This window comes from Serratia marcescens subsp. marcescens ATCC 13880, from assembly GCF_017299535.1.
GTDB lineage: Bacteria > Pseudomonadota > Gammaproteobacteria > Enterobacterales > Enterobacteriaceae > Serratia > Serratia marcescens.
Map to the genome: position 1 here is coordinate 2,668,295 of NZ_CP071238.1, position 25,451 is coordinate 2,693,745.

Sequence of the window (25,451 nt, forward strand, 5' to 3'; positions counted from 1 at the left end):
CGTCGCTATGCTTTTATTTCTCCCTGTTCTCCGTCTGTCCGTCCGGCGCTTCGGCGCCGCCGCCCTGTTCAGCCTGCTGTTCGTTTTGGCGCCCGCCCATGCGGCCGCGCCGCCATTGGTGTTGAATGCCAAATCGGTGCTGGTCGTCAATCAGCGTACCGGAAAAACGCTCTATCAGAAGCAACCGAACCGCGTGCTGCCGATAGCGTCTCTCTCCAAGCTGATGACCGCCATGGTCGCCCTAGACAGCAAACGTCCGATGGCCAGCAAGCTCAAAGTCACCGCCGCCGATCGCGATCTGCTGAAGAAAACCCATTCGCGCCTGACCATCGGCTCGGTGCTCAGCCGCCGCGACATGCTGCACATCGCCCTGATGTCTTCGGAGAACCGCGCCGCCGCCGCGCTGAGCCGCAATTATCCCGGCGGACGCAAGGCCTTCGTGGCGAAAATGAATCAGAAAGCGCGCGCCATCGGCATGAAACGCGCCCGCTTCTACGATCCGACCGGGCTGACGCCGCGCAACGTGGCGACCGCCAACGATCTGCTGAAGATGGTCAATCACGCCTATCGCTATCAGTCAATTCGCCGCTTCAGCACCGACAAGCAGCAGATCGTGCGCCCCGGCCGCGGCCAGTTGGTCTACCGCAGCTCCAACGGCCTGATCAACAACCCCGCCTGGAAGATCCAGCTGCAGAAAACCGGCTTTACCGACGAGGCCGGTCACTGCCTGGTGATGCGCACCACCATCAAGGGGCAGCCGGTGGTGATGATCCTGCTCGGCGCACAGCCGCGTTACGGCCACTACCGTGACGCCATTCGTCTGAAGGCCTGGCTCGAGGGGTAACACCGCGGCGCTTTACCGTTCTGCGCATATCCAAATCCGTTTTGGATCAATGGAATATCCTATCGCCAATCAGTATTAAGGCGCACGCCGCCCACATGGTATTTGTCTGGCATATCTGATGAGGAAAGGAGCGGGAAAATGGCTTATGCCTTGAGCATATTGGAAAAGAGTCCGATCGCCGAAGGGGAAAGCGCCGCGCAGGCGCTGGCGCGCACGCTGCATCTGGCGCAACAGGCGGAACGCTGGGGATATCGGCGTTTCTGGTTAGCGGAACACCACAATACGCCGCAGCTCGCCTGCCCGTCGCCGGAGGTGTTGATCGGTTATCTGCTCGGCCAAACGTCGCGCATTCGCATCGGCTCCGGCGGCGTGATGCTGCAGCACTACAGCGCCTACAAGGTGGCCGAAAACTTCAACCTGCTGGCGGCGCTGGCGCCGGGGCGCGTCGATCTCGGGGTGGGCAAAGCGCCCGGCGGGCTGCCGCTCGCCACCCAGGCGCTGCAGGCCGCCCATGACCGGCAAAACAAACCGGCCTTCCCGCAGCAGCTGTCGCAGTTGACCGCGTACCTGAACGACGACGCCGAACCGGGCCTGAGCGCCACGCCGTTGCCGCCGCACGCCGCCCAGCGCTTTTTGCTCGGCGCCAGTAAAGAGAGCGCGACGCTGGCGGCTGAATCCGGCTGGGCCTTCGTGTTCGCCGCGCATCTGAACGGCAATCCGCAAGACATTAAAGAAGCGCTGGAGCACTACACCGCACACAGCGGCGGCCGCAAGGGGCTGCTGGCGGTGGCGGCGATCGTGGCGCAGAGCCCGGAGCAGGCCGCGACGCTGGCGGCGGATATTCAGCAATACCGCGTGCACGTCTCCGGTGAGCAGAGCGTGACCGTCGGCAGCCTGGCCCAGGCCGAGAGTTTCGTGCAACAGGCCGGCGCCACCGACTACCGCATCGAGCCGCGAGAAAGCCATGTTCTGCTCGGCACCGCGCCGCAGGTGCATCAGCAACTGGCGCAGCTGCAGCAGCAGTACGGCGTGGACGAGTTCATCATCGACACGCCGATCGCCGAACCGGTCGCCCGGTTAGCTTCGCTGCAGTTACTGGCGGAGGAGAGTTTGACGCCGGCCTAGTTGATCGCCGCCCCGGCCCGCATGGCGTCGGTCAGATCCTGCGCCAGTGGCGCCAACTGCGCCGGCGTGACGTTAGCCAGGCTGACGCGGAGCGCCGGGCCGCCCTTCAGGCGGAAAGGTTCACCGCCCTGCACCAACCACCCCCGCTGCGCCATCAGCTGCGCGGCGGCGGTTTCCGACCGCACCGGCAACCACAGATGCAGCCCTTCACCCACCGCCAGCGCCGTGTGATTCAAGGCATTGAGCCGCTGCACCAGTTCATCCCTTCTGGCCTGATATGCCTGTTGCGCCCGCTGCAGTTGCCCTTCCTGCAAGGTCTGTCTCCACAGCCTGGCGGCGATCTGCTGCAAGATATGGCTGACCCAGCGTTCGCTGATGTACTGATCGGCGCGCATCGCCTGCAGCAACGTCGGGTCACCGCAGGCCAGCGCGATGCGCAGATCCGGGCTGAGAAACTTGCTCAGCGACAGCACATACAGGCCGCGATCGCCGTCGAACGGCAGATGCAGCGGCTGCTGCGACAACGGCCCCCAGAAATCGTCGACGATCGCCAGACACTGCGGATTGTCGCGCAGAAAACGCCGCCACTGCTGCGCGCGTTGCGCAGAGAGCGAGACGCCGGTCGGATTGTGGGCGCGCGGCGTCAGGATCACCGCGCCGGCCGCCCCGCTTTCCGGCAACCGACAACCCTGTTCATCTACCGCCAGCGGCAGCGGCCGCAGACGCAGGTGGCGCAACAGCGTCAATAGCGGCGGCCAGCAGGGATCTTCCACCCACACCGCCGCGCCCGGCTGCACATGGCAGCGCAGCGCCTTTTCCATCGCATCCAGCGCGCCGGAGAACACCGCTGGCTCCCCCAGCGCGACGCCCTGGCGGCCGAGCCACTCGCGCCCCAGACCGGTCAATACCGGCAGATCGCCGCTGATGTCATAACCATTTTGCTGCGGGAACGCCTCCGCCGCGCCAAGCGCCAACGCCGGCAACAATGCGGCATCCAGATTGCCGCTGGCCAGATCGCACATCCCCGCCGGCACCTGACGCGGCGTATAGGCCGCACTCACCGCCGCCAGCGGCGGCTCCAGCACCACCGTTCCCGCCCGCCCGCGCGTCGCCACCAGACCGGCATCGCGCAATCGGGCGTAAGCGCTGGCGACGGTATTCGGATTGACCTCCAGCTCCGCCGCCAGTTGGCGTACCGGCGGCAACAGCTCGCCCGGCCGCAGCGCGCCGTCTTTGATGCGTGCGGCGATCTGCTCGGCAATCTGGACAGCGCCGCCGCCTTTTGCATACAATGAAGTCATACATAAATCCTTTTGTACTAGTTCAAATAAGATTACCCGTTTCCGCGGCCAAAAGTAAGGGGTTCCATGGATAAACATTACGTGCTCGACATTCAGTATGCAGGAAAAGCCTTTGCCCGCCTGCAGATGTTCACCCCCTGGGCAGCCGATCAGCTGGAACAGGCGTGCGCGCTGTTCCCGGCCGCGCAGGGTTATCAGGTGCAGCTCAGCCAGGTCAGCGAACGCCGCATCGTCTACCAGAGCGGCGCGCAAGGCATCACGGTGCTGGGCGAGTCGCTGGCGCTGACGCCGTTCACCCACGCTAGCGAGGTTAAACAATGAAAAAAGCCGTCGCCATTCGACACGTCAATTTTGAAAACCTGGGTATCCTCGGTTCCCTGCTCTCACTGCGTGGCTATCAGATCGATTATTACGATGCCGGCCGCGATGATATTCGTGCTATCAATAATGAAGAGACCGATCTGTTGGTGGTGCTCGGCGGGCCGATCAGCGCCGCCCAGCACTTTTCCGGTGAGCAGCGCTACGATTTTCTCGACCATGAATTGGCGCTGGTCAAACAGCGCCTGGCGCAGCGGCGACCGACCCTCGGAGTGTGTCTCGGCGCGCAGGTGATCGCCCAGGCGCTGGGCGCCGACGTGATCTCGCTCGGCGTCAAAGAGATCGGCTTCGCCCCGCTGACCACGCTCGCGGCACAAGACGACTCGGTGCTGGCGCCGCTGGCCGATACGCCAGTGCTGCATTGGCACGGCGATATGTTCATGATCCCGGACGGCGCCCGCTGCCTGGCCGGCACGGCGATTTGCCCGCATCAGGCTTTCGACTATCAGGGGTTCGCGCTCGGCCTGCAGTTCCATCTGGAGGCGGATCACCGCGATATCGAACGCTGGCTGATTGGCCATGCCTGCGAGCTGGAACTGGCCGGCGTTGCGCCCCAGAGCCTGCGCGAACAGGCGGCGCGCCACGGCGCGCAGCTGGAACAGCGCGCGCGGCAGGTGTTCGCCCGCTGGCTGGATAATAACGAACCAAGGATGTAACTCATGCAACAGGCTTCACCCTTGCGGTCACCGTCCATCGACGTGATCAGCATTCAATCTCAGGTGGTCTACGGCAGCGTCGGCAACGGCATCGCCTACCGCGCCCTGCTGAAAAAGGGGCTGGAAGCGCTGCAGGTGCCCAGCGTGCTGTTCGGCTGCCCGCCCTATTACGGCAAGCCGCACGGCGGCGTCATCTCCGGCGAGTGGTTCGGCGGCTTTCTCGACGATCTGATTGCCCGCGGCGTGATGAAGCGTACCCGGGCGGTGATTGTCGGCTACCTGGGCGATGTGATGCAGTGCCATATTCTGGCCAACTGGCTGCAGCGGGTGCGCTCGCTCAATCCTCAGATAAAAATCTATATCGATCCGGTGATGGGCGATTACGGTGAAGGGATCTACGTGGATGAGCGCATAGTCAACTGCTATCGATCGCCGTTCCTGCGGCTGGCCAACGGCCTGACGCCGAACGGTTTCGAACTGGAGCAGCTGTGCGGCCGCTCTCTGAGCAGCCGGGAGCAGACGCAGCACGCCGCGCAGGCGCTGTTGAACGACACCACCGAATGGGTGCTGGTCACCAGCGCGCCGGGCGTCGCGCAGCGCGAAGACGAGGTGGGATTGATGCTGGTCACCCGGCAGGAAACACAGTGCTTTACCCATCCGAAGGTTAAATCGGCGGTCAAAGGCACCGGCGATCTGTTCACCGCATTGCTGGTCAGCCATCTGCTGCGCGGCGCTGCGCTCGACGCGGCCGTGGTCGCCGCCGGGGGTGAGGTGTGCGACGTGCTGGCCGAAGCGGCGCATTTCGGTTGGGAAGAAATCGGCAGCCTGCGGGCGTTAAAGCCCTAAGGCCGGTGGAGAGTCAGGGGCAGCGTGCCGCCCCTGATACCTATCAGCGTTTTTTCTTTTTGTTGAAATCCAGCTCGAAGGCGAACACCGCGCTCTGAATTTTGCGCTCCATCGCCAACCCCAGCTTGAGGAAACGGCATGACAGGCGCGAGAAGTGCACCACCTGATCGTTATCGTCGGTTTCCTGATCGTCGTTGACCACCACCAGCTCCATGTTGACCTTGAAGCTGCCGTAGCTGCCCAGATCCAACTCCGCTTTCTTGAACTGCAGGCCCGGCTGGAAGAAATCCGGTAGCGGCCCGTCGAAGCGCAAACCGACGCCGCCGGCGGACAGATCGTGGATCCGCAGCTCGTACGGCGTGCCGTCCGGGTATTCGCCGGTACAGAAGAATTGGCGCCAGTGCGGCGTGGTGATGCGGAACTGACGGCGGCGCTGGATGTAAACCAACTCCTGCGGCAGTCGGGTCGAGCAGGCCTGGACGCCCTGATGTTCGGTCAATTCCGCCTGGCCGACGGAAAACTCGATTTTGGCGTCGTGGCTTTCAATGACGATGGTGCAGGCGCCGTCGATGGCGTTTTCCGCTTCCTCACCGCTAAACACGATATTGTCCGGCCCGACGCTCAATAACAGACTTTGAAACCGGTGCTGCTGATTTTCTACGCGCAGCGGCGTGCGTTGTTTGCAAATTTCACGCAGAATCGCCAGAACTTCAAAACGCTCCCGTTTGATAAACAGTCCGTTATCGCTGTGCTCCACACGTCTCTCCTGACTTTTTTTCTAATGACGTATTACGTATTCCTTACGGTTATCATCTCTGGGAATATTCCTAAAGTCAAATTTGCCAACGCTGCCAGGCCTGCGGCAGCAGGCGTGCGAAACGTTTCGCCCACGCCTGCTGCCCGCGTTCATCGGCGATCAGATCCTGGCGGATTTCGATGCCGACATAAGGCAAACCGCGCCGTTCCGCATGCACCGGCAACGTGTAGTCGGTGGCGTCGGTCATTGCATAGGGCTCGTTGATCCCCACCTGCAAATCCCCCTCTTCGCGCAGCAGTTCGGCCAGCAGCAGCGCAAATTCCGGGTAGCGATTAAACAGCAGCCCCACCTGCCAGGGGCGTGATTCCCCTTTGAACACCGGCGTGAAGCTGTGCATGGCGATCACCGCCGTCGGCAGTTCGCGCAGCTGACGTTGCCCCAAATGATCGTCGATGGCGTGGTGATACGGCAAAAACACCTCACGCTCGCGCGCCAGCGCGTGCTCGGCGTCGATACCGATATTGCCGGGTATCGGCGTTAGTTCGGACAAATGTGGGATCGAGCTGGCGATGCCGGGCGCCCGGTTGCAGTCGATCACCAGCCGTGAGTAACGCTGGTGGATCAGGGTGGCGTCCAGTTGGCGGCTCAGATGGCGCGACACGCTCAGCGCGCCGATATCCCAGCCGATGTGGCGTTCAATCTCCCCCGGCGGCAAACCGAGATCGCCAAGATATTGCGGTATCGCCTTGCCGGCGTGATCGCACAGCAGCAAAAAGGGCGCTTTGCCGCGCGGGATTTCAACGGCAGCTGCGGGCGGTTCATCGGCGGACAATAGCGGCGGGATAAACGAATGAGGCATGACAGGCTCCGGCGGTGGAAAGCAAAACGTTTATCGTAGCGCTATCCCGTCGCCGGCCCCAAGGTCGTGCTTAGATCAAAAAGGCATGAGTCAGACTATAGTCATGCCGTCTCGGCCGGCTGCGGCTGGTGCACCGCGATATAACGCTGATAGCGCGACGGCTTGAGCCGCGTGGTATCCACCAGCACCAGTCCGTCGATACAGTTGTTGAACGCCGGATCGGTGCCGAAGTCGATGAACTGCACCCCACCCGGTTCGCACAGCTCGGTGTATTGCTTGTACAGCGTCGGGATCGAGCAGCCGATGTTGCTGAGCAGGCTCTTCAGCCGCACCAGATCTTCCTGATAGTTGTCCCCGGCAAACTGCGCCAGCACCTGCGGCAGCGACGCCGGATAAGGCCGCCGCGACTGCGCGAAGGCGTGATCCGGCGAGAAATAGAGCCGATAGAAGGCGATCAGCAAATCGCGCGCCGCCAGCGGCATGCCGCCGGAGATCGACACCGGGCCGAACAGATAGCGGTACTGCGGGTATTTCGACAGATAGGCGCCGATGCCCAGCCACAAATAGTCCAGCCCGCGCTTACCCCAATAGGCCGGCTGAATAAAGCTGCGCCCCAGCTCAATGCCCTGCGCCAGGATCGGTTCCATATCGCGGTCATAGTGGAACAGGCTGTTGCTGTAGATGCTTTCCAGCCCTTTGTGCGCGATTTGTTCGGCGGTAGGGATAAAGCGATAGGCGCCGACGATCTCCAGCTCCTCCTCATCCCACAGCACCAGGTGGTAGTAATCGTCGTCGTAGCTGTCCAGATCGCGGCGGCGGCCGGATCCTTCCCCCACCGCGCGGAAGGCGATCTCGCGCAGGCGCCCCAGCTCGCGCAGGATCGGCGTACGCGCTTCGTCATGGCGACGGTAGAGATAGATGGTTTTACCGTCCGGCGTTACCCCCAACCGTTCGCAGTTCGCCAGCGCCTTTTTCAGCTCAAGACGATCTTCCGGCAGCGCGATCGGCGACTCGCTGGCGAACAGCCCCGGCTTGCCCTGGCCCAGGCGATAGACGTGGCGGCGAAAACGCTCCGCCAGATCCTTGGCGCTGGTGTGGCCGTCGTGCCAGTTGGCGAACGGCACGCGGCCGCCCACGCGGATCTTGATGCGCCCGCCCCGCTGCTGGAACATTTCGCGCACCAGCAGCAACGTCGACAGCGGCCGGTAGACCAGTGAGGTAAAGTAGAACAGGTTGCTGTTGCGCGCGCTGATGTGGATTGGCACGATCGGCGCGCGCGCTTTGGCGGCCAGGCGCAGAAAACCGGTATGCCAGTGGCCGTCGCGGATGCCTTTCGGGCTCATGCGCGACACTTCGCCGGCCGGGAACAGGATTAGCGCGCCCTGATTGTCCAGTTGTTGCTGCATGCCTTCAATCTGTTTGCGGCTGGTTTTATAAGCGACGTTATCCACCGGCACGAACAGGCTGCGCAGCGGTTCAATGTAGGTCAGCAGTTGGCTGGCCACCACTTTCACGTCCGGGCGCACCGCCGCGACGGCGCGCAGCAGCACCAGGCCGTCGAGCGAACCGATCGGGTGATTGGCCACGAGCACCACCGGCCCCTGGCTCGGGATGTTTTCCAGATCGCCGTCCACCAGCTCGCAGCTGAGGTTAAAGTAGTCCACCACCTGCTCGATCAGATCGAGCCCTTTCAGGTGGGGATAATCGGCGGCGAACTGCTTGAATTCTTTTTCGAAGAGAAGGGTTCTTAGCAGGCTGCGCTGCCAGGCAGGGGTATTGCGGTGTGGAAATGCATCTTGCAACAGAGAATCCAGGCTGAACATCGCGTTATCTCCTGACGTAGTCGCTGCAAACTTAAGCCAGAGCCGTGACTCTGACGTGTCAGTTACATGACAATAAAGTGAATCCATCGACTATCAGGTATAGCAAAGTAATGGCGAATTGGGAGCGAAAGACGCATTTTCGCCCCCACTTGCCTTCACATCGGCGCCAGCAACGCTTCAATGCGGCGGTTTACCGCGTCGCGCAGGCGCAGCAGCGGCCCGGCCTGGTGCGGATAACGCTTGAAGGTGATGCGCATGCCCAGCTCGCGTTCGATCAGCGCCTCAACCGTCGGCCGGTCGGTCAGACTCTCCAGCAGTTGCAGCGCGCGCATGTCTTGCAGCCCCTGATGCAGCACCCGCAGGCGCAGCGACTCCACCGGCTGCAGATCATCGCCCGGATAGACCACGAACGGATCGCCGGAGGGAAACGCATGGCCGCTGTCGGTCACGGCATAAGGGTTGATACGTTCGAGCGAATGGGCGCTGTTATAGAAGTTGAATCCCCAATGCAGAAAGCCGGCGATGCGGTACAGATAGAGCTGCACGCCCAATATGCGGTTGCGCGCCGAAGGCTGGGCGAAGAACCGGTTGGCGACCTCGGTCTTCTGCACGCAGCAGTAATAGGCCCACAGGCCAGGCACCCGGTGTTCGATAAAGGGCTCAATATGATCGGTGGCGGCGACCGGGATTTCCACCAGGCCTCGCTGATAGAAAGCGAAATCCGACAGCGCATCGAAAGTGCGAAAGCCATCCAGTAGCGGCAGCAGCGCGGCGCTAGCGCGCCGGTAGGCCGCCAGGTTGTCCAGCGTCGGCTCATCGGAAACATGGAACCACACCTGCCGTTCCAGCCCCCGTTCGCGGAACCAGGCGGTCAACGCCGGCAGCAGCGCCTGCAGAAAACGCTGGTACGCTTCGCCCTGCGCATCGGTGTGCCAGCCGAAAAGCGGTCGCGCCTCGCCCTGCTCCTCCACCACGATCTTCGGCGCATGCGCCGCGCCCCATTGGGTAAACAGCGGCGCGATTTCGAAGTGCTCGATGCCCTCTTCCTGCGCCAACGCTATCCACTGCGCCAGGAGACTGAAATCGAAGTCATACCCCTGCGCCGAACGCGACACCCTCACCAACTGCACCGTGGTGCGTTCACCGCCGACGGCGGTATCCAGCGGCGGCGTAAACAGCGGCGTCAGCAGCATATTGACCCCGCTATGCACCGCGCAGCGCACAAAGTTGCGCACCGCGCGCCAGTAATCCGGGCTGAACACCGCCAGACGGTAGTAATCCGCCAGGCAGTCGGTGTGCAACCACTCGGTGTGCAACAGCGTTTGCGGCGGCAACGCCGCCGGCACCAGATGCAGCGTCAGCGTGGCCTCGGCCAGCGCCTCGCCGCTCTGGGCATCCCGCAGCCGCAGGGTCAACGGAAAGTCGCCGGCCAGTTGCGCGTCGGCCGGCGGCGTCAGGGTCAGCCACAGGCTGCCATAATAGCGGCAGGCGGCAAAAAAACGCCGTTGCGGCAGCGGTATCAGCGGATCGGGAAATAAGCCCGGCTCAGTCGTCAGGTAATTCTCATCGGTCTCGCGATAACAGGGAAAACCGCTCGGCACCGATTGCACCTGGCGCACGCTGATATACTCCGCCAGCGGTCCGTCAAGTTGATAACTGAGCTCATGGCGAGTCTCGTTGCCCGGGGTTTGCAAACAGTACACCGCCTGCCAGGAAAGCACCTCGTTATTTAACCCGCTCAGCCGATTTTCTACGGAAACGGGCGGCATATTTTGGCAATGAAATACTTTCTCCAGGCAATGCGTAAATACCAGAGACAGGCGCATGATAATCGGCCCTCTTTATTTTGGATAAGTCAATATTGTGAAATTCAGGCTAACGTCTTTTATCGCCACAGACAATAGCCGGCAATAAAAAACGTTCCTGCACCCTCCTCTGACAGCCACAGCAAGATTTTTTTGTTTATTTGCATCACAAAAATGAAAGAAGAAGAAGCTTGCACAATAAAAATGTTTTTAATCCCCATTATGGTGCAAGGGTTATCAGTTATTCCTATGCCTGCGAAGGCCGCTAAATGCCGCGCCACCGGGGAAAAAACCCTTCAAAAGGTTAACGAATTGTGAATAAACACACCTTTCACTTGGCCGTCAAAGCCTTTCGATTTTAACAACAACGAAACATTGACGCCCCATTTTTGGGCGTTTGGGGGTGTATTGACACATTGAAAGTTAAGGGATAGAAAGAATTCACGTTGCGAAAAACGCTATTCGTCGCTCACCGAGGGGAAAGCAATGTCACCGATAAAAAATACCGGCCGCTTGCTGGCGCATTCTATTCTTGCCAGCGCATTATTATTACCCACGCTGCTCCATGCCGCAGATAAAATAACTTTGCGCTATGCCGTTTGGGACAGAAATCAATTACCCGCCGAACAGGAGATTGCCAAGCGCTTTGAACAGGCCAATCCGGATATAAAAATAGAAATAGAATTAACCCCCTCAGCGCAATATTTCGTTAAATTAGATTCCGCAGCCGCCGGCGGCGTGGCGCCGGATATATTCTGGATCAATATGCCTTATTTTGTGCAGTACGCCAAAAACGGCATTATGGAGCCGTTGGCGCCCTATATTAAAGACAGCGGCCTTAAGCTGGACGACGTGGTCGCCAGCTCGGTGAAAGCCTACCAGTACGACGGCCAGCAGATGGCCATCCCGCGCGACGTCGATTCCATCGCCGTGTGGTACAACAAAAAGCTGTTCGATCAGGCCGGCGTCAGCTACCCCACCAACGACTGGAGCTGGGACGATCTGAAGAGCAAGGCCGCCGCGCTGAAAAACGGGCTGAAAGGCGCCGCCTTCCCGCTGGTGATGGATCTCAGCATCGACGGTCAGGACAGCTACATGAATCTGCTGTTCCAAAACGGCAATCACATCGTGCCGAAAGACGGCCAGCCCACCGACATCGCCAACGACAAATCCCTCTGGGTCTACCAGCAGCTGCAGGACATGATGAAAGACGGCCTGATGCCAAGCGCCCAGCAGATGAGCGAAGTCAAAACCGAGAATATCTTCCAGTCCAACCGCGCCGCGATGGTCTATGCCGGCTCCTGGCTGGCGGCGCCGTTCGCCAATAACCCGCTGATCAACGACCACATCGGCGTGGTGATGATGCCCAAAATTGAACGCCAGTCCGGCGTGGCGCACAGTCTGGCCTTCGCCATGTCGGCCAAAAGCGCCCACAAGCAGGCCGCCTGGAAATATATCGCCTTCATGAGCAGCGAAGCCTCGCAGGCAGAGCTGGCCAAGGTGGTGATCCCGGCCAACAAGACGGCGGCCAAGGTCTGGGCGCAGCAGATCCAAAAGGTTGACGTCACACCTTATATCCAGACCCTTGAAGTGACCCAGGCTTACCCCACCGCCGGCACCAATACGCCGAAGTGGCAAAACATGTGGATCGCCAGCCTGAAAAAGATCTTTATGGGCGCGGATGCTAAGCAGGAAATGGACAAATCGGTCAAGAAGATCGCGCGCGTCATGGAGCAGTAATCACCCCGCCGCGGCGCGCAGCCCCGAGCGCGCGCCGCGGGGGAACCACGCTGAACGTCATAGGTGAGGAATGGCAACATGTCGCTGGCAGAAACGGCTACGGTCACCCTGAAACACCCCCGGCGCACCGCCCGTCCCGCGCTCAATCGGCTCGAACGCGCCGAGCGCTTCTGGGGCTGGGTGATGATCCTGCCGCTGCTTTTGGGGGTGACGGTGTTTTACCTGATCCCCTTCTTGCAAAACATCTTTTACAGCTTTACCGATCTCAACCAATTCATGCGCTGGAGCAGCATCAGCGTCGATAACTATCTCAACCTGTTCGAAGACGACGACTTTTACACCGCCGCCGCCAACACCCTGTTCTACGTGGTGGTCTGCGTGCCGATCAGCCTGAGCCTGTCGCTGCTGCTGGCGATCGGCCTCAACCAGAATATCCGCGGCAAAGGCCTGCTGCGCACCCTGCTGTTCCTGCCGGCGGTCACCATGCCTGCGGCGGTGGCCATGGTGTGGCAATGGCTGTTCAACAAGGATTTCGGCCTGATCAACCAGGCGCTGGGCCTGCTGCACATTGCGCCGGTCGCCTGGCTGTCCGATCCGGACGTGGTGCGCATCAGCGTATCCATCATCATCATCTGGTCGTCGCTGGCGCTGAAGATCATCATTTTGCTGGCCGGACTGCAGAGCATTCCGCGCCAGCTGTACGAGGCGGCGGATATCGACGGCATCGGCACCCTACGGCGCTTCTTCTGTATCACGTTGCCGATGATGGTGCCGACGCTGTTTTTCGTGTCGGTGATGAGCTTTATCGAGATCCTGCAAGTCTTTGACGTGGTGTTCCTGATGTTCGACCGCGCGCTGGTGGAAAACGACGTGATGACCGTCACCAACCTGTTCTACAAGTACGCGTTTTACCTGCAGGAAAAAGGTTACGCCTCCGCCATCACCGTGGTGCTGTTCGCCGTCACGCTGGTGATCACCCTGATTCAAATGGCGATCGGCAAGCGCCTGAAAGTCAGCTGAGGAGCTGCACATGAACGCAAGCAAGAAAACGCTGGTGTACCTGTTTATGGGGCTGGCGGCGCTGGCCTCGGTGGTGCCCTTTATCTGGATGCTGGTGACCTCGCTGAAAACCCAGGCCGAGAGCATCCAGATCCCGCTGACGCTGCTGCCGGCGCATCCCAGCCTGCAGGCCTACGGCCGGGTGATGCACGAAATCCCGTTCGCCGGTTTTTATCTCAACTCGCTGCTGGCGACCTTCTTCACCGTCAGCCTGCAGATGGCTATCGCCACCCTGGCCGCCTATGGCTTCTCGCGCCTGCATTTTCGCGGCCGCGATGCGGTGTTTCTGGTATGCGTGTCGATCCTGATGGTGCCCGGCCAGGCGTTTCTGATCCCGCAATTCCTGGTGGTGCAGAAGCTGGGGTTGGTCAACAGCATCACCGGGTTGGTGCTGCCGGGCATTTTCAGCGTTTACGCCACCTTCCTGCTGCGCCAGTTCTTCCTGGCGGTGCCGAAGGAGATGGAGGAAGCGGCGCTGATCGACGGTTACAGCTACTTCGCCATTTTCTGGCGCATCATGCTGCCGCTGATCCGGCCGGGCATTATCGCCTGCGTCATCATCAACGGCCTGTGGAGCTGGAACAACCTGATGTGGCCGCTGATCGTCAATACCACCACCGAGAAGCTGACGCTGCCGGTAGGGCTGGCCTCGCTCTCCAGCCGCGCCGGGGTGGAATACCCGCTGCTGATGGCCGGGGCGCTGATGGCGGTGATCCCGATGCTGATGCTGTTCATTATTTTCCAACGCTATTTCATCCAGGGCATCGCCAGCGCCGGGGTGAAAGGCTAACGCGCAGACAAGGTAAACGACATGGCCGGAATTCAGTTAAACAGCGTTAAAAAAGTCTACCCCAACGGTTTCCACGCGTTGCACGGCGTCGATCTGGACATTGAAGACGGGGAATTTATGGTGTTCGTCGGCCCGTCCGGCTGCGCCAAATCCACCCTGCTGCGGATGATCGCCGGGCTGGAGAGCGTCAGCGAGGGGCAGATCCTGATCCACGATCGCTGCGTCAACGACAGCATGCCGAAGGATCGCGGCGTCGCCATGGTGTTCCAGAACTATGCGCTGTACCCGCACATGACAGTGTACAAGAACATGGCGTTCGGTCTGATCGGCAAAGAGAGCAAGGCCGAGATCGACCGCCGGGTGCGCGATGCGGCGGAAAAGCTGGAGATCACCAATCTGCTGCAGCGCAAGCCGGGCCAGCTCTCCGGCGGCCAGTGCCAGCGGGTGGCGGTCGGCCGCGCCATCGTGCGCAAGCCCAAGGTGTTCCTGTTCGATGAGCCGCTGTCCAACCTCGACGCCAAGCTGCGGGTGTCGATGCGCGTACAGCTGATCGAACTGCACAACCAGCTGAAGCAGGAAGGCGCCGCCGCCACCATGGTGTACGTCACCCACGATCAGGTCGAAGCGATGACCATGGGCGATCGCATTTGCGTGATGAACCGCGGCGCCATCATGCAGGTGGATAAACCAATCAATCTGTATCACCACCCCGCCAACCGTTTCGTCGCCGAGTTTATCGGCAGCCCGTCGATGAATTTGCACGATCTGGCGATCGTGCGCGACAGCCAAACGGTGCGGCTGCGCATCGGCCTGCAGCACCTGCTCGATCTGCCGCCGGCGCTGCAACGGCAATTGGCGGACTACCCGCATGCGCGGGTGTGTCTCGGCATCCGGCCGGAGTCTTTGCGGCTGTGCGCGCCCGGCAGCGCCAACTGTTTCCCGGCGCAGATCGTCACTATCGAGCGCATGGGCAACGAAGAGCTGCTGCACTGCGAACTGGCCGATCTGCGCTTCGTGCTGCGCATGGCGTCGCTGCCGGACTGGGAGCCGCGCCTCGGCGAAAGCATTCATCTGGCATTCGATCTGACGCGCGCGCATTTGTTCGACGAGCTCAGCGGCCAAAACCTCAAATAACAACAGCGGAGTATCCAGCAATGTCGTCAACACAACCCAACAGCTTTGCCCATCGCCCGGTGCGGGTGCTGGTGGTCGGCGCCGGGGCGCGCGGTGAAATCTACTCGCGCTATGCGCTGGCGCATCCCGATTTGATGCAGGTGGTGGCGGTAGCGGAACCGCGTGACGCCTACCGCGAGCCGTTCGTGGCGCAGCATGCCATCGCGCCGGAAAACGTCTTCACCGACTGGCGTCAGGCCGCCGACGCCGGCAAGCTGGCCGACGCGGTGCTGATCTGCACCCAGGATCAGATGCACCTGGAACCGGCGCTGGCCTTCGCCCGCCAGGGCTACGCCATGCTGCTGGAAAAACCGCTGTCGCCGGACGCCGACGAGTGCCGCGCCATCGTCGCCGAAGTGACGCGCCAACGGCTGATCTTCTCGGTCGGCCACGTGCTGCGTTACACCCGCTATACCCAAAAGCTCAAACAGTTGCTGCGCGACGGCGCGATCGGCGACATCGTCAGCCTGCAACATTTGGAACCGGTCGGCTACTGGCATCAGGCGCACTCCTTCGTGCGCGGCAACTGGCGCAACGATCGGCAGGCCGCCTTTATGCTGCTGCAGAAATCCTGCCACGACATCGACTGGATCCGCTACGTGATGGAGCAACCCTGCGAACAGGTCAGCTCCTTCGGCAACCTGCGCCACTTCCGCCAGGAAAACCAACCGGCGGGCGCGGCGGACAACTGCCTGGATTGCGCGGTAGAGGCAAACTGCCCCTATTCCGCCAAACGCATCTATCTGGGCGACGATCACAAGGCCACGCCCGGTTTTCTGCGCGTGCTGACGCCGGAACCCGACCAGACGACGCTGCGGGCGGCGCTGCGCGACGGGCCTTACGGCCGCTGCGTCTACCGCTGCGACAATAACGTGGTCGACCATCAGGTGGTCAACATGCAGTTCGCCGGCGGCCGCACCGCGTCGTTCACCATGACGGCCTTTACCCGCCACGAAGATCGTCACACCCGCATCTTTGGCAGCCGCGGCTGCCTGGAAGGCGACGGCCGCCATATCCGCATCACTTCGTTCCTCGACGACGGCGAAACGCATTACGACACCGACGCCGGCCAGGATCTGCACGCCATGGCCGGCCACGGCGGCGGCGACTACTTCCTGATGCAGCACTTTATCGCGGCCATTCGCGCCAACGATCCGAGCCAGGTGCTGGCCGGCCCGGCGGAAGCGCTGGAGAGCCACCTGATGGTGTTTGCCGCCGAACGCGCCCGCCGCGAGGCGGCGGTGATCGCCCTGAGTGGAGCCTAAAGCATGGCCACGACAGAGATGCGTTACGGCTTCGACATCGGCGGCACCAAAATTGAAATGGCCGCTTACGATCGCCGGCTCAATCAGGTGCTGCTCCAGCGGGTGCGCACCCCAACCGGCGATTACGGCGAGTTCGTGGCCTGCATCACCGGGCTGGTCGAGCAGGCGGATCGCGAACTGCACACGCGCGGCAGCATCGGCATCGGTTTGCCGGGGATCACCGATCCCGTCAGCCGCCGCCAGTTGGCGGTCAACGTGCCCTGCCTGACCGGCCATTGCCTGGCGGATGATTTGACGCAGGCGCTGGCGCGACCGATCGCTATTGAGAACGACTGCCGCTGCTTCGCGCTGTCGGAAGCCAGCACGCCGCAAACCGCGCACCTGCCGCTGGTGTTCGGCGCCATCATCGGCACCGGCGCCGGCGGCGGCCTGGTGGTGAACCGGCAACTGCACAAGGGGCGCAGCGGCGTGGCGGGCGAATGGGGCCATATGCCAATCTCGGCCCAGCTGGCGCAGCGTTACGATCTGCCGCTGTTCGGCTGCAACTGCGGGCTGACCGGCTGCTTTGAACGCTACGTCTCCGGCAGCGGTCTGCTGGCGCTGAGCCGCCATTTCGCCCATCCGGCCGCTGACGTGCCGGCGCTGGTCGCCTGCTATCGTGCCGGTGATGCGCTCGCGCAGCGGCTGATGACCATCTACGTCGACATCCTGGCCAGCGCGCTGGCCGGCTTACAGCTGCTGCTGGACGTTGATGCCTTCGTGCTGGGCGGTGGATTGTCCAACGTCGGCGAGCTTTACCGGCTGTTGCCGCCGGCGATGCGGCATTGGCTGCTGCCGGGCATGGAGCCGGCGGCGGTGTTCCCGCCGGTACACGGTGACAGCAGCGGCGTGCGCGGCGCAGCGCTTTTACGCGCGCCGGCATAAAAAAACAGTGAAAGCCCGGAGATTGTCGAGCGATCGCTGCGGCTTTCGGCATCGACGGACTTAATGAATAAGCGCTGGGAATTGGCGACTGAAAAATAACGAATTTGCCGTTTTCACTTTGCGTTAACACTGCTTTCGGTTGCCGCCCAACCGAAAGCAAAATCAAATATAACCAACTGATAGATATAGATATTTTAAAATTAATCGATTGCATTTCAGTGTTTCGTTTGCTGTAATTCGCCACGAACAACTGAAAGCGCTCCGGTCGGTATCGCTGCGGCTTATTAAGCCGCGGTCGGGCACGGCTACAGGTAAATCAGGAGTCTGCGTTAATGATCAATACCGCAAAACGCCGGGAATTAATTATCGACCAGCTGTGTCGCGAGGGCACGGTGCGCGTGGAGCAGCTCAGCCAGCAGTTTTCGGTGTCCAGCGTCACCATCCGCAGCGATCTGCGCCAGCTGGAAAAACACGGCTGCGCGGTGCGCGCCTACGGCGGCGCCATGTTGAACAAACAGTTCGCCTTCGACCGCCCGTTGCAGGACAAGGGCCGCATCAATCGCGACGTCAAACACGCCATCGCCTGCGCGGCCGCGGCGCTGATTGAAGACGGCGACGCCGTCATCCTCGACTCCGGCTCCACCACCAGCCAAATGGCGCCGCAGCTGGCGGGGAAAAAGGATCTGGTGGTGATGACCAACGCGCTCAACATCGCCTTCGAACTGGCCAACAACGAGGAGATCGACCTGATGGTGGTCGGCGGCAGCGTGCGCCGCAAAGCCTGGTCGCTGTACGGCCCCGCCGCCGAACAGCAGCTGCGCCAGTATCGGTTCGACAAGCTTTTTCTCGGTGTCGACGGCTTCGATCTCGCAAGCGGCATCACCACGCCGGATCCGGGCGAAGCGCAGCTGAACCGGGTGATGTGCGAGGTGGCGCGCGAAGTGATCGCCCTCGCCGACGCCAGCAAATTCGGCCGCACCAGCTTTTGCATGATCCGCGACATCGGCCAGATCCACCGCCTGGTCACCGACAGCCGCATTCCGGAACACTATCTGCAGGCGCTGCACCATTTAGGGATCGACGTGATTATCGCCGACCGTTAACCGAGGCTTTTTAAGGAGCTGTCATCATGAACGCGTATTTCTCTTACGAGGCGAATTGGCTGAAGCAGCGCAACGCCTGGCATACCGCCGCAGAAATTTGGCAACAGCCGGATTTGTGGGCGGCGCTGCACCGCCAACTGCAGGATCAACAGGCGCAGTGGCAACCGTTCCTGGCGCCGTTGCTGGCTAATCCGCGCCTGCAAATCGTCTTGTGCGGCGCCGGCAGCTCGGCATTTGCCGGCCGCGCCCTGGCCCCCTGGCTGCGCGAACGCACCGGCCGCGACGTGGTGGCTTACGGCACCACCGATATCGTCGCCAACCCGCTGCAGTATCTTGACCCTGACCGGCCGACGCTGCTGGTTTCCTTCGCCCGTTCGGGCAACAGCCCGGAAAGCGTGGCGACGGTGGAGCTGGCCGATCAATTGCTGCCGGAAAGCTATCATCTGATGCTGGTGTGCAACCCGGACAGCCGGCTGGCGCAGTACGCGCATCAGCGTGGCAACGTCTGTTCGCTGGTGATGCCGCAAGGCGCCAACGATCAGAGCTTCGCCATGACCTCCAGCTTCAGCTGCATGATGCTGAGCGCCGCGCTGCTGCTCGGCCCGGCTTCGCTCGAGGCCGCCCAGGCGCCGTTGAACGCCATGGTGCAGCGCTGCCGCGCACTGCGCGAAACGCTGCAGCCGCAGGTGAAGGCGCTGGCCGCCAGCGGTTTCCGCCGCTATATCACCCTCGGCGGCAGCTGTTTTACCGGCCTCGCCGAAGAGGCCTCGCTCAAGATGCTGGAGTTGACCGCCGGCCACATCGTTACGCGCTACGACTCGCCGCTCGGCCTGCGCCATGGCCCGAAATTCATGGTCGACGGCCAGACGTTGGTGGTGCTGATGTTCTCCCACAACGACTATGCCCGCCAGTATGACCGCGATCTGTGGAACGAGCTGCAGCGCGATGGGCAGGCGATGCAACTGGTCGGGTTGACCGGCGAACGCCAACCTCTGTCCGATGCCCTGCTGCATATGCACGATGCGGCTGACGATATCTGGCTGCTATTCCCGTATCTGCTGTTCAGCCAGATGCTGGCCTTCGAGAGTTCGCTGGCGCTGGGGCTGACCCCGGATAACCCCTGCCCGACCGGCGAGGTCAACCGGGTGGTGAAAGGCGTGACGATTTACCGTTTTCCTTCCCCCGAGCTGTAAGGAGATCCCATGTATCTGATAGCCAACCGAGACATGCTGCTCAAGGCGCAGCGCCAGGGTTACGCCGTTCCGGCGTTTAACGTCCACAATCTGGAAACCGTGCAGGTGGTGGCGGAGACCGCCGCCGAGCTGCGCTCGCCGGTGATCATGGCCGGCACGCCCGGCACCTTCAGCTATGCCGGCACCGACTACCTGATCGGCATTTGCCAATCGGCCGCGCACCGCTACGATCTGCCGCTGGCGCTGCATCTGGATCATCACGAAGCGCTGGACGACATCGAGTATAAGGTGAAAAGCGGCATCCGCTCGGTGATGATCGACGGCTCCCATTTGCCGTTCGAGCAGAATATCGCCAAGGTGGCCGCCGCAGTGGCCCTGTGCCACCGCTACGGCGCCAGCGTGGAGGCGGAGCTGGGCCGCCTGGGCGGGCAGGAGGACGATCTGATCGTCGATACGACGGACAGCTTTTATACCGATCCGGCCGCGGCACGCGAGTTTGTCGCCGCCACCGGCATCGATTCGCTGGCGGTGGCGATCGGTTCCGCCCACGGCCTGTATCACGGCGAACCGAAGCTGGACTTCGAGCGCCTGGCGCTGATCCGCGAACAGGTGGACGTGCCCCTGGTGCTGCACGGCGCCTCCGGCATTCCGGAAGCGATGGTCAAGCGCGCGATCTCGCTCGGCGTTTGCAAGGTCAACGTCGCCACCGAATTGAAAATCGCCTTCGCCGATGCGGTAAAAAGCTACTTTTCGCAGCACCCGGACGCCAACGATCCGCGCAAATACATCGTCCCCGGCAAGCTGGCGATGAAAGAAGTGGTGGCGGAAAAGATCCGCATCTGCGGCAGCAGCGGCATGCTGTAACCCCGCTCTCGCCCCCGTTGCTGCGGCCGCGCAACGGGGGCGAAAACGGCCGCCATTGCCCGACTTTCCTGAGAGAACGATCACAGCCTGCTATCCCGCCCGCGCCTCAAATCATTAACTGGTCTTCACTATGATCCAAATCATGGTTTTACTCATCCTACCTCCCTATTATCAAATTCATTGAATGCGGGCAGTAGGATTTTTGCCCATTCGTTTTTATTTCGCCAGGCGAAATGGCTTATTTGATGAAAACAAGCGCGCTTGTTTTTTAATTGGCAGTGTTTTTACTCTGAAAGGAACAGCATATGAACCATTACTTAGCCGTATTAAGCGCATTGGTCATTCTGCCCTTCGCTCTGCAAGCAAAACCGCTTTCCGGCAGTCAGGTCGCCTCCGGCGTCGTGCGCTTCACCGGCGCCATTACCACGCCGGCCTGCACCGTCAAACATCAGGATGAAAAGCTTATCTCCAACTGCTTCGGTAAAGTGACGGAATATCAGAACGGGTATATATCCTCTTCGTTAACAGAGATGCCAAAAGAATTAGTTTCTGCCGTCAGCAGTGAGATGGTGAATAACGATCCCCATTTAAAGCGCGTGACTATCAGCTATAAGTAACCGCAAAGCGGCACTGCCTGCTTAAATAATAAACAAGGCACGGCTCGTCTTGATGAATTATAAATTTATTTTATAAATTTATCGCACAATAACTCCCCGCCTTACCGTAAGCCGGCTATTCGGGCAACCCTGCGGTTGCCCATCAGCATGTCCGAAATCCGCCATCATCTCCCTCCGTTTCATGCGATAATCGCCACACTAAACCGAGGAGTGATCCAGATGCAGACTTTTTTGATTGATCGTACCGCGACGCCGGTGGGTGAACTGGTGCTGATCGCCGATGAACAGGGGCGCCTGCGGGCGATCGACTGGACCGATCACGAAGCGCGCCTGATGAAGCTGCTGAACACCCACTACCGCGCCGATCGCTTCACTCTGCGCGAGCAGCGCGATCCCAGCGGGCTGACCGACGCCATGCAACGCTATTTCGCCGGGGAACTGAGCATTATCGATCGGTTGCCGGTGATGACCGCCGGCACCGAGTTCCAGCGCACCGTGTGGCAACAGCTGCGCCAAATCCCCTGCGGCGAGATCCTGACCTACGGCCAGCTGGCGCAACGTATCGGCCGTCCGACCGCCTCGCGCGCGGTCGGCATGGCCAACGGTTCAAATCCGATCAGCATCGTGGTGCCCTGTCACCGGGTGATCGGTTCGCAGGGCGCGCTGACCGGCTATGCCGGCGGCGTACAGCGCAAGCAATGGCTGCTGCAGCATGAAGGCTACCTGCCGAAAAGTTTGCTGTAGCCGCTGCGATCGGCTTAAGCAGCGCCATTGTTTGGCGCTGCTTAATAAAGCACATTGCTCAACGCCGCGCTCGTGCCCGCTGGGCACTATTAATAACCTGTGTGAATAAAACGCATAAGTCACAAATAATACTCATAACTTCAGTCCGATACAGAATAATCGGCGGCATGTGTGCGCAAAATTCGCACACAGTACCCCTATTCATGTTAATGCCACCCTTATCAGCTGCAGCAAAAGATGTTAAAATTGACTCATATCAATTATTGAATGAGCGTAATCTATGATCCCGGAAAAACGCGTGATTCGTCGTATCCAGTCTGGTGGTTGTGCGATCCATTGCCAGGACTGCAGCATCAGCCAGCTGTGCATTCCTTTCACCCTCAATGCTCACGAGCTGGACCAGCTCGACAACATTATCGAGAGGAAGAAGCCCATCCAGAAAGGCCAGACCTTGTTCAAGGCCGGCGACGAGCTGAAATCGCTGTACGCGATCCGTTCCGGGACCATTAAAAGCTACACCATCACCGAGCAAGGCGATGAGCAGATCACCGGCTTCCACCTGGCGGGCGACCTGGTAGGCTTCGACGCCATCGGTGGCCTGAAGCACCCGAGCTTCGCGCAGGCGCTGGAAACCTCGATGGTGTGCGAGATCCCGTTCGAGACCCTCGACGATCTGTCCGGCAAAATGCCGAACCTGCGCCAGCAGATCATGCGGTTGATGAGCGGCGAGATCAAAGGCGACCAGGACATGATCCTGCTGCTGTCGAAGAAAAACGCCGAAGAACGCCTGGCGGCGTTCGTTTACAACCTGTCGCGCCGCTTTGCGGAGCGCGGCTTCTCACCGCGCGAGTTCCGTTTGACCATGACCCGCGGCGACATCGGCAACTACCTTGGGCTGACGGTGGAAACCATCAGCCGCCTGCTGGGCCGCTTCCAGAAAAGTGAAATCCTCAGCGTGAAAGGCAAATACATCACCATCGAAAACGCCGACGCGCTGTCGGTGCTGGCCGGTACGCCGCGCATCAACGTGACCGTCAACGCCTGATTCCCCCGCCGGATCACCATTTCACCGAAATTGTTGATCCGGCACGCTTCCGTTGTTGTTCTGTTTTTCAATGTTGGGTTACTCTGTAAATTAACAGACTGTTGATTTCAGCTGTAAGGAGGCCCTATGGCGAAGTATCAGAATCTTCTGGTGGCTATTGACCCCAATCAGGACGATCAGCCGGCATTGCGCCGCGCCGTGTACCTGGTAAAACGGAACGGCGGGCGCATCAAGGCCTTCCTGCCCATCTACGACTTCTCTTACGAAATGACGACCCTGCTCTCCCCGGATGAAAGAACGGCGATGCGGCAAGGTGTGATCAGCCAACGCGCCGCCTGGATCAACGAGCAGTGCCGCTTCTATCTCAACGACGGCGTGCCGATCGAAATCAAAGTGGTTTGGCATAACCGCCCCTTCGAAGCCATCATTCAGGAAGTGCTTTCCGGCCAACATGACCTGCTGCTGAAAATGGCGCACCAACACGATCGGTTAGAGTCGGTGATCTTTACCCCCACCGACTGGCACCTGCTGCGCAAATGCCCTTGCCCGGTGTGGATGGTGAAAGACCAGCCCTGGCCGGAAGGCGGCAAGGCGCTGGTGGCGGTCAACCTGGCCAGCGAGGAACCCTATCACGACCCGCTCAATATCAAACTGGTGCAAGAAACCGTCGAACTGGCGCAAAACGTCAACCAGACCGAGGTTCATCTGGTCGGCGCCTATCCCGTTACCCCGATCAACATCGCCATCGAATTGCCCGACTTCGACCCGAGCGTCTACAACGACGCCATTCGCGGCCAGCATCTGATCGCCATGAAGGCGCTGCGGCAGAAATTCTGCATTAAGGAAGAGTTCACCCACGTGGAAAAAGGCCTGCCGGAAGAGGTAATCCCCGATCTGGCCGAACATCTGCAGGCCGGCGTGGTGGTGCTGGGCACCCTGGGCCGCACCGGCATTTCAGCCGCCTTTATCGGCAACACCGCGGAACATGTGATCGATCATCTGAAATGTGACCTGCTGGTGATTAAACCGGAAAACTTCAACTGCCCGATCGAGGCGGATGAAGATGACGAGCATGACGACGAAGATTAACCTTCGCGCATAAAAAACGGGCCGCTAAGCGGCCCGTTTTTTTGGTTGCCCAATTTTACTTCTGCAGCGCCCGCAGAATCGCCTCCACGCTGTCTTTGGCGTCGCCGAACAGCATCTGGGTGTTCTCCTTGAAGAACAGCGGGTTCTGCACGCCGGCGTAGCCGGTGTTCATCGAGCGTTTGAACGCGATTACGTTCTGCGCTTTCCACACTTCCAATACCGGCATGCCGGCGATCGGGCTGCGCGGATCTTCCAGCGCCGCCGGGTTCACCGTGTCGTTGGCACCGATCACCAGCACGGTGTCGGTATCCGGGAAATCGTCGTTGATTTCATCCATCTCCAGCACCACGTCGTACGGCACCTTCGCCTCCGCCAGCAGCACGTTCATGTGGCCCGGCAAGCGCCCCGCGACCGGGTGAATGCCGAAACGCACCTTCACGCCGCGCGCCCGCAGTTTTTCGGTGATTTCCGCCACCGGATACTGCGCCTGCGCCACCGCCATGCCGTAGCCCGGGGTGATGATCACCGACGTGGAGTTCTTCAACTGCTCGGCCACCTCTTCCGCCGTGGTTTCACGGTATTCGCCCATCTCTTCGGCGTCGCCGGTGGAAGAGCCGTCGCTGCCGAAACCGCCGGCGATCACGCTGATAAACGAACGGTTCATCGCCTTGCACATGATGTAAGACAGTATCGCCCCCGAAGAGCCCACCAGCGCGCCGGTGACGATCAGCAGATCGTTGCTCAGCATGAAGCCCGCCGCAGCCGCCGCCCACCCCGAGTAAGAGTTGAGCATCGACACCACCACCGGCATGTCGGCGCCGCCGATCGAGGCGACCAGATGCCAGCCGAACGCCAGCGCGATCGCCGTCATCAACAGCAGCGTTACCACCTGCCAGCCCACGCTGTCGGTGCGCACGAACGCCACCAGCAACAGGAACGAGATCACCAGCGCCGCCAGGTTCAGCTTGTGGCGATTCGGCAACATCAGCGGTTTGGAAGAAATGATGCCGCGCAGCTTGCCGAAGGCGACGATCGACCCGGTGAAGGTCACCGCACCGATAAAGACGCCGAGGAACACTTCGGTCAGATGGATATTCGCCATCACCGGCTCCATCGGCGCGCCGTGATCCAGGTAGCTGTTGAAGCCGACCAGCACCGCCGCCAGGCCAACGAAACTGTGCAGCACCGCCACCAGCTCCGGCATTTCGGTCATCTCGACCTTCTTGGCCAGATAGACGCCGATCGAGCCGCCGATGATCATGGCGATGATGATCCAGCCGACGTTGCCGGAATCCGGCCCCAAGATGGTGGCGATCAGCGCGATCGCCATGCCGGCGACGCCGAACAGGTTGCCCTGCTTCGACGTTTCATGACGCGACAGGCCCGCCAGGCTGAAAATAAACAAAATAGCGGCAACAATGTATGCAGCTGTAACCAATCCTCCAGACATT

The 25,451-nt window shown here is 60.8% G+C and carries 24 protein-coding genes; 18 read left to right on the forward strand and 6 right to left on the reverse strand.

From position 1 onward, the window contains the following. Nucleotides 1-7: 7 nt before the first annotated feature. On the forward strand, nt 8-844 hold the full coding sequence (gene pbpG / locus J0F90_RS12750) for a D-alanyl-D-alanine endopeptidase (protein WP_033640195.1): 837 nt from the start codon (nt 8-10) through the stop codon (nt 842-844). A 138-nt stretch (nt 845-982) separates the two neighbouring features. Then, nucleotides 983-1,969, forward strand: coding sequence for an LLM class flavin-dependent oxidoreductase (locus J0F90_RS12755; RefSeq protein WP_033640194.1), 987 nt, complete (start codon nt 983-985; stop codon nt 1,967-1,969). On the opposite strand, the gene J0F90_RS12760 is transcribed toward J0F90_RS12755, so the two are convergent. After that, nucleotides 1,966-3,270: an aminotransferase class I/II-fold pyridoxal phosphate-dependent enzyme gene (locus J0F90_RS12760; protein WP_016927609.1), complete on the reverse strand. Its 1,305-nt coding sequence runs from the start codon at nt 3,268-3,270 to the stop codon at nt 1,966-1,968. The two genes, J0F90_RS12755 and J0F90_RS12760, sit on opposite strands and share 4 nt — an antisense overlap. A 66-nt stretch (nt 3,271-3,336) precedes the next feature. Between J0F90_RS12760 and J0F90_RS12765 the strand changes: the two genes are divergently transcribed. From J0F90_RS12765 to J0F90_RS12775, 3 genes are read left to right on the forward strand one after another with little or no spacing between them, the layout of a single operon-like run. Further along, entirely contained in the window at nt 3,337-3,591 is a 255-nt protein-coding gene (locus tag J0F90_RS12765; RefSeq protein WP_016927608.1) for a hypothetical protein, read from the forward strand. Beyond that, nucleotides 3,588-4,304 carry a glutamine amidotransferase gene (locus J0F90_RS12770; protein ID WP_033640193.1) on the forward strand — a complete coding sequence of 239 codons (717 nt, stop codon included), beginning with the start codon at nt 3,588-3,590 and terminating at the stop codon, nt 4,302-4,304. Before J0F90_RS12765 ends, J0F90_RS12770 begins: the two co-directional genes overlap by 4 nt. A gap of 3 nt (nt 4,305-4,307) precedes the next feature. After that, a complete protein-coding gene (locus J0F90_RS12775; protein WP_033640192.1) occupies nt 4,308-5,150 on the forward strand; it encodes a PfkB family carbohydrate kinase in 843 nt (280 codons plus the stop codon). Nucleotides 5,151-5,193: 43 nt separating this feature from the next. On the opposite strand, the gene J0F90_RS12780 is transcribed toward J0F90_RS12775, so the two are convergent. From J0F90_RS12780 to J0F90_RS12795, 4 genes are all read right to left on the reverse strand, one after another. Beyond that, on the reverse strand, nt 5,194-5,907 hold the full coding sequence (locus J0F90_RS12780) for a flagellar brake protein (protein ID WP_004938226.1): 714 nt from the start codon (nt 5,905-5,907) through the stop codon (nt 5,194-5,196). 76 nt (nt 5,908-5,983) lie between these two features. Continuing rightward, complete coding sequence (locus J0F90_RS12785) at nt 5,984-6,766, reverse strand: N-formylglutamate amidohydrolase (protein ID WP_033640191.1); 783 nt, start codon at nt 6,764-6,766, stop codon at nt 5,984-5,986. A gap of 101 nt (nt 6,767-6,867) precedes the next feature. Continuing rightward, entirely contained in the window at nt 6,868-8,589 is a 1,722-nt protein-coding gene (olsF, locus tag J0F90_RS12790) for an ornithine lipid synthase OlsF (RefSeq protein ID WP_033640190.1), read from the reverse strand. Nucleotides 8,590-8,744: 155 nt separating this feature from the next. Beyond that, nucleotides 8,745-10,415, reverse strand: a complete 1,671-nt coding sequence (locus tag J0F90_RS12795) for a DUF4091 domain-containing protein (protein WP_033640189.1) — start codon at nt 10,413-10,415, stop codon at nt 8,745-8,747. A 465-nt stretch (nt 10,416-10,880) separates the two neighbouring features. Between J0F90_RS12795 and J0F90_RS12800 the strand changes: the two genes are divergently transcribed. From J0F90_RS12800 to uspE, 13 genes are all read left to right on the forward strand, one after another. Next, entirely contained in the window at nt 10,881-12,134 is a 1,254-nt protein-coding gene (locus J0F90_RS12800) for an ABC transporter substrate-binding protein (RefSeq protein ID WP_033640188.1), read from the forward strand. Nucleotides 12,135-12,212: 78 nt separating this feature from the next. After that, the gene (locus J0F90_RS12805) at nt 12,213-13,154 is read left to right on the forward strand and encodes a carbohydrate ABC transporter permease (RefSeq protein ID WP_015377976.1); all 942 of its coding nucleotides are present in this window, start codon (nt 12,213-12,215) and stop codon (nt 13,152-13,154) included. Between the two features lie 10 nt (nt 13,155-13,164). Continuing rightward, nucleotides 13,165-13,983, forward strand: a complete 819-nt coding sequence (locus J0F90_RS12810) for a carbohydrate ABC transporter permease (RefSeq protein ID WP_016927600.1) — start codon at nt 13,165-13,167, stop codon at nt 13,981-13,983. 21 nt (nt 13,984-14,004) lie between these two features. Then, on the forward strand, nt 14,005-15,117 hold the full coding sequence (locus tag J0F90_RS12815; RefSeq protein WP_033640187.1) for an ABC transporter ATP-binding protein: 1,113 nt from the start codon (nt 14,005-14,007) through the stop codon (nt 15,115-15,117). 20 nt (nt 15,118-15,137) lie between these two features. After that, entirely contained in the window at nt 15,138-16,421 is a 1,284-nt protein-coding gene (locus J0F90_RS12820; protein WP_016927598.1) for a Gfo/Idh/MocA family protein, read from the forward strand. A gap of 18 nt (nt 16,422-16,439) precedes the next feature. Next, nucleotides 16,440-17,345 (forward strand): ROK family protein, encoded by a 906-nt coding sequence (locus J0F90_RS12825; protein ID WP_033641409.1) that lies wholly within the window; start codon nt 16,440-16,442, stop codon nt 17,343-17,345. A 332-nt stretch (nt 17,346-17,677) separates the two neighbouring features. Beyond that, entirely contained in the window at nt 17,678-18,448 is a 771-nt protein-coding gene (gene agaR / locus J0F90_RS12830; RefSeq protein WP_016927596.1) for a transcriptional repressor AgaR, read from the forward strand. 26 nt (nt 18,449-18,474) lie between these two features. Continuing rightward, nucleotides 18,475-19,641, forward strand: a complete 1,167-nt coding sequence (locus tag J0F90_RS12835; RefSeq protein WP_033640185.1) for an SIS domain-containing protein — start codon at nt 18,475-18,477, stop codon at nt 19,639-19,641. 9 nt (nt 19,642-19,650) lie between these two features. Then, a complete protein-coding gene (locus tag J0F90_RS12840) occupies nt 19,651-20,505 on the forward strand; it encodes a tagatose bisphosphate family class II aldolase (protein ID WP_033640184.1) in 855 nt (284 codons plus the stop codon). A 305-nt stretch (nt 20,506-20,810) separates the two neighbouring features. Then, entirely contained in the window at nt 20,811-21,122 is a 312-nt protein-coding gene (locus tag J0F90_RS12845) for a hypothetical protein (protein WP_033640183.1), read from the forward strand. A gap of 219 nt (nt 21,123-21,341) precedes the next feature. Next, entirely contained in the window at nt 21,342-21,866 is a 525-nt protein-coding gene (gene ogt / locus J0F90_RS12850) for a methylated-DNA--[protein]-cysteine S-methyltransferase (protein WP_004938274.1), read from the forward strand. A 280-nt stretch (nt 21,867-22,146) separates the two neighbouring features. Beyond that, the gene (locus J0F90_RS12855; RefSeq protein WP_004938278.1) at nt 22,147-22,911 is read left to right on the forward strand and encodes a fumarate/nitrate reduction transcriptional regulator Fnr; all 765 of its coding nucleotides are present in this window, start codon (nt 22,147-22,149) and stop codon (nt 22,909-22,911) included. 126 nt (nt 22,912-23,037) lie between these two features. Continuing rightward, on the forward strand, nt 23,038-24,000 hold the full coding sequence (uspE, locus tag J0F90_RS12860; protein ID WP_004938281.1) for a universal stress protein UspE: 963 nt from the start codon (nt 23,038-23,040) through the stop codon (nt 23,998-24,000). Between the two features lie 55 nt (nt 24,001-24,055). On the opposite strand, the gene pntB is transcribed toward uspE, so the two are convergent. After that, entirely contained in the window at nt 24,056-25,450 is a 1,395-nt protein-coding gene (gene pntB / locus J0F90_RS12865; protein ID WP_033640182.1) for a Re/Si-specific NAD(P)(+) transhydrogenase subunit beta, read from the reverse strand. Nucleotide 25,451 lies beyond the last annotated feature (1 nt).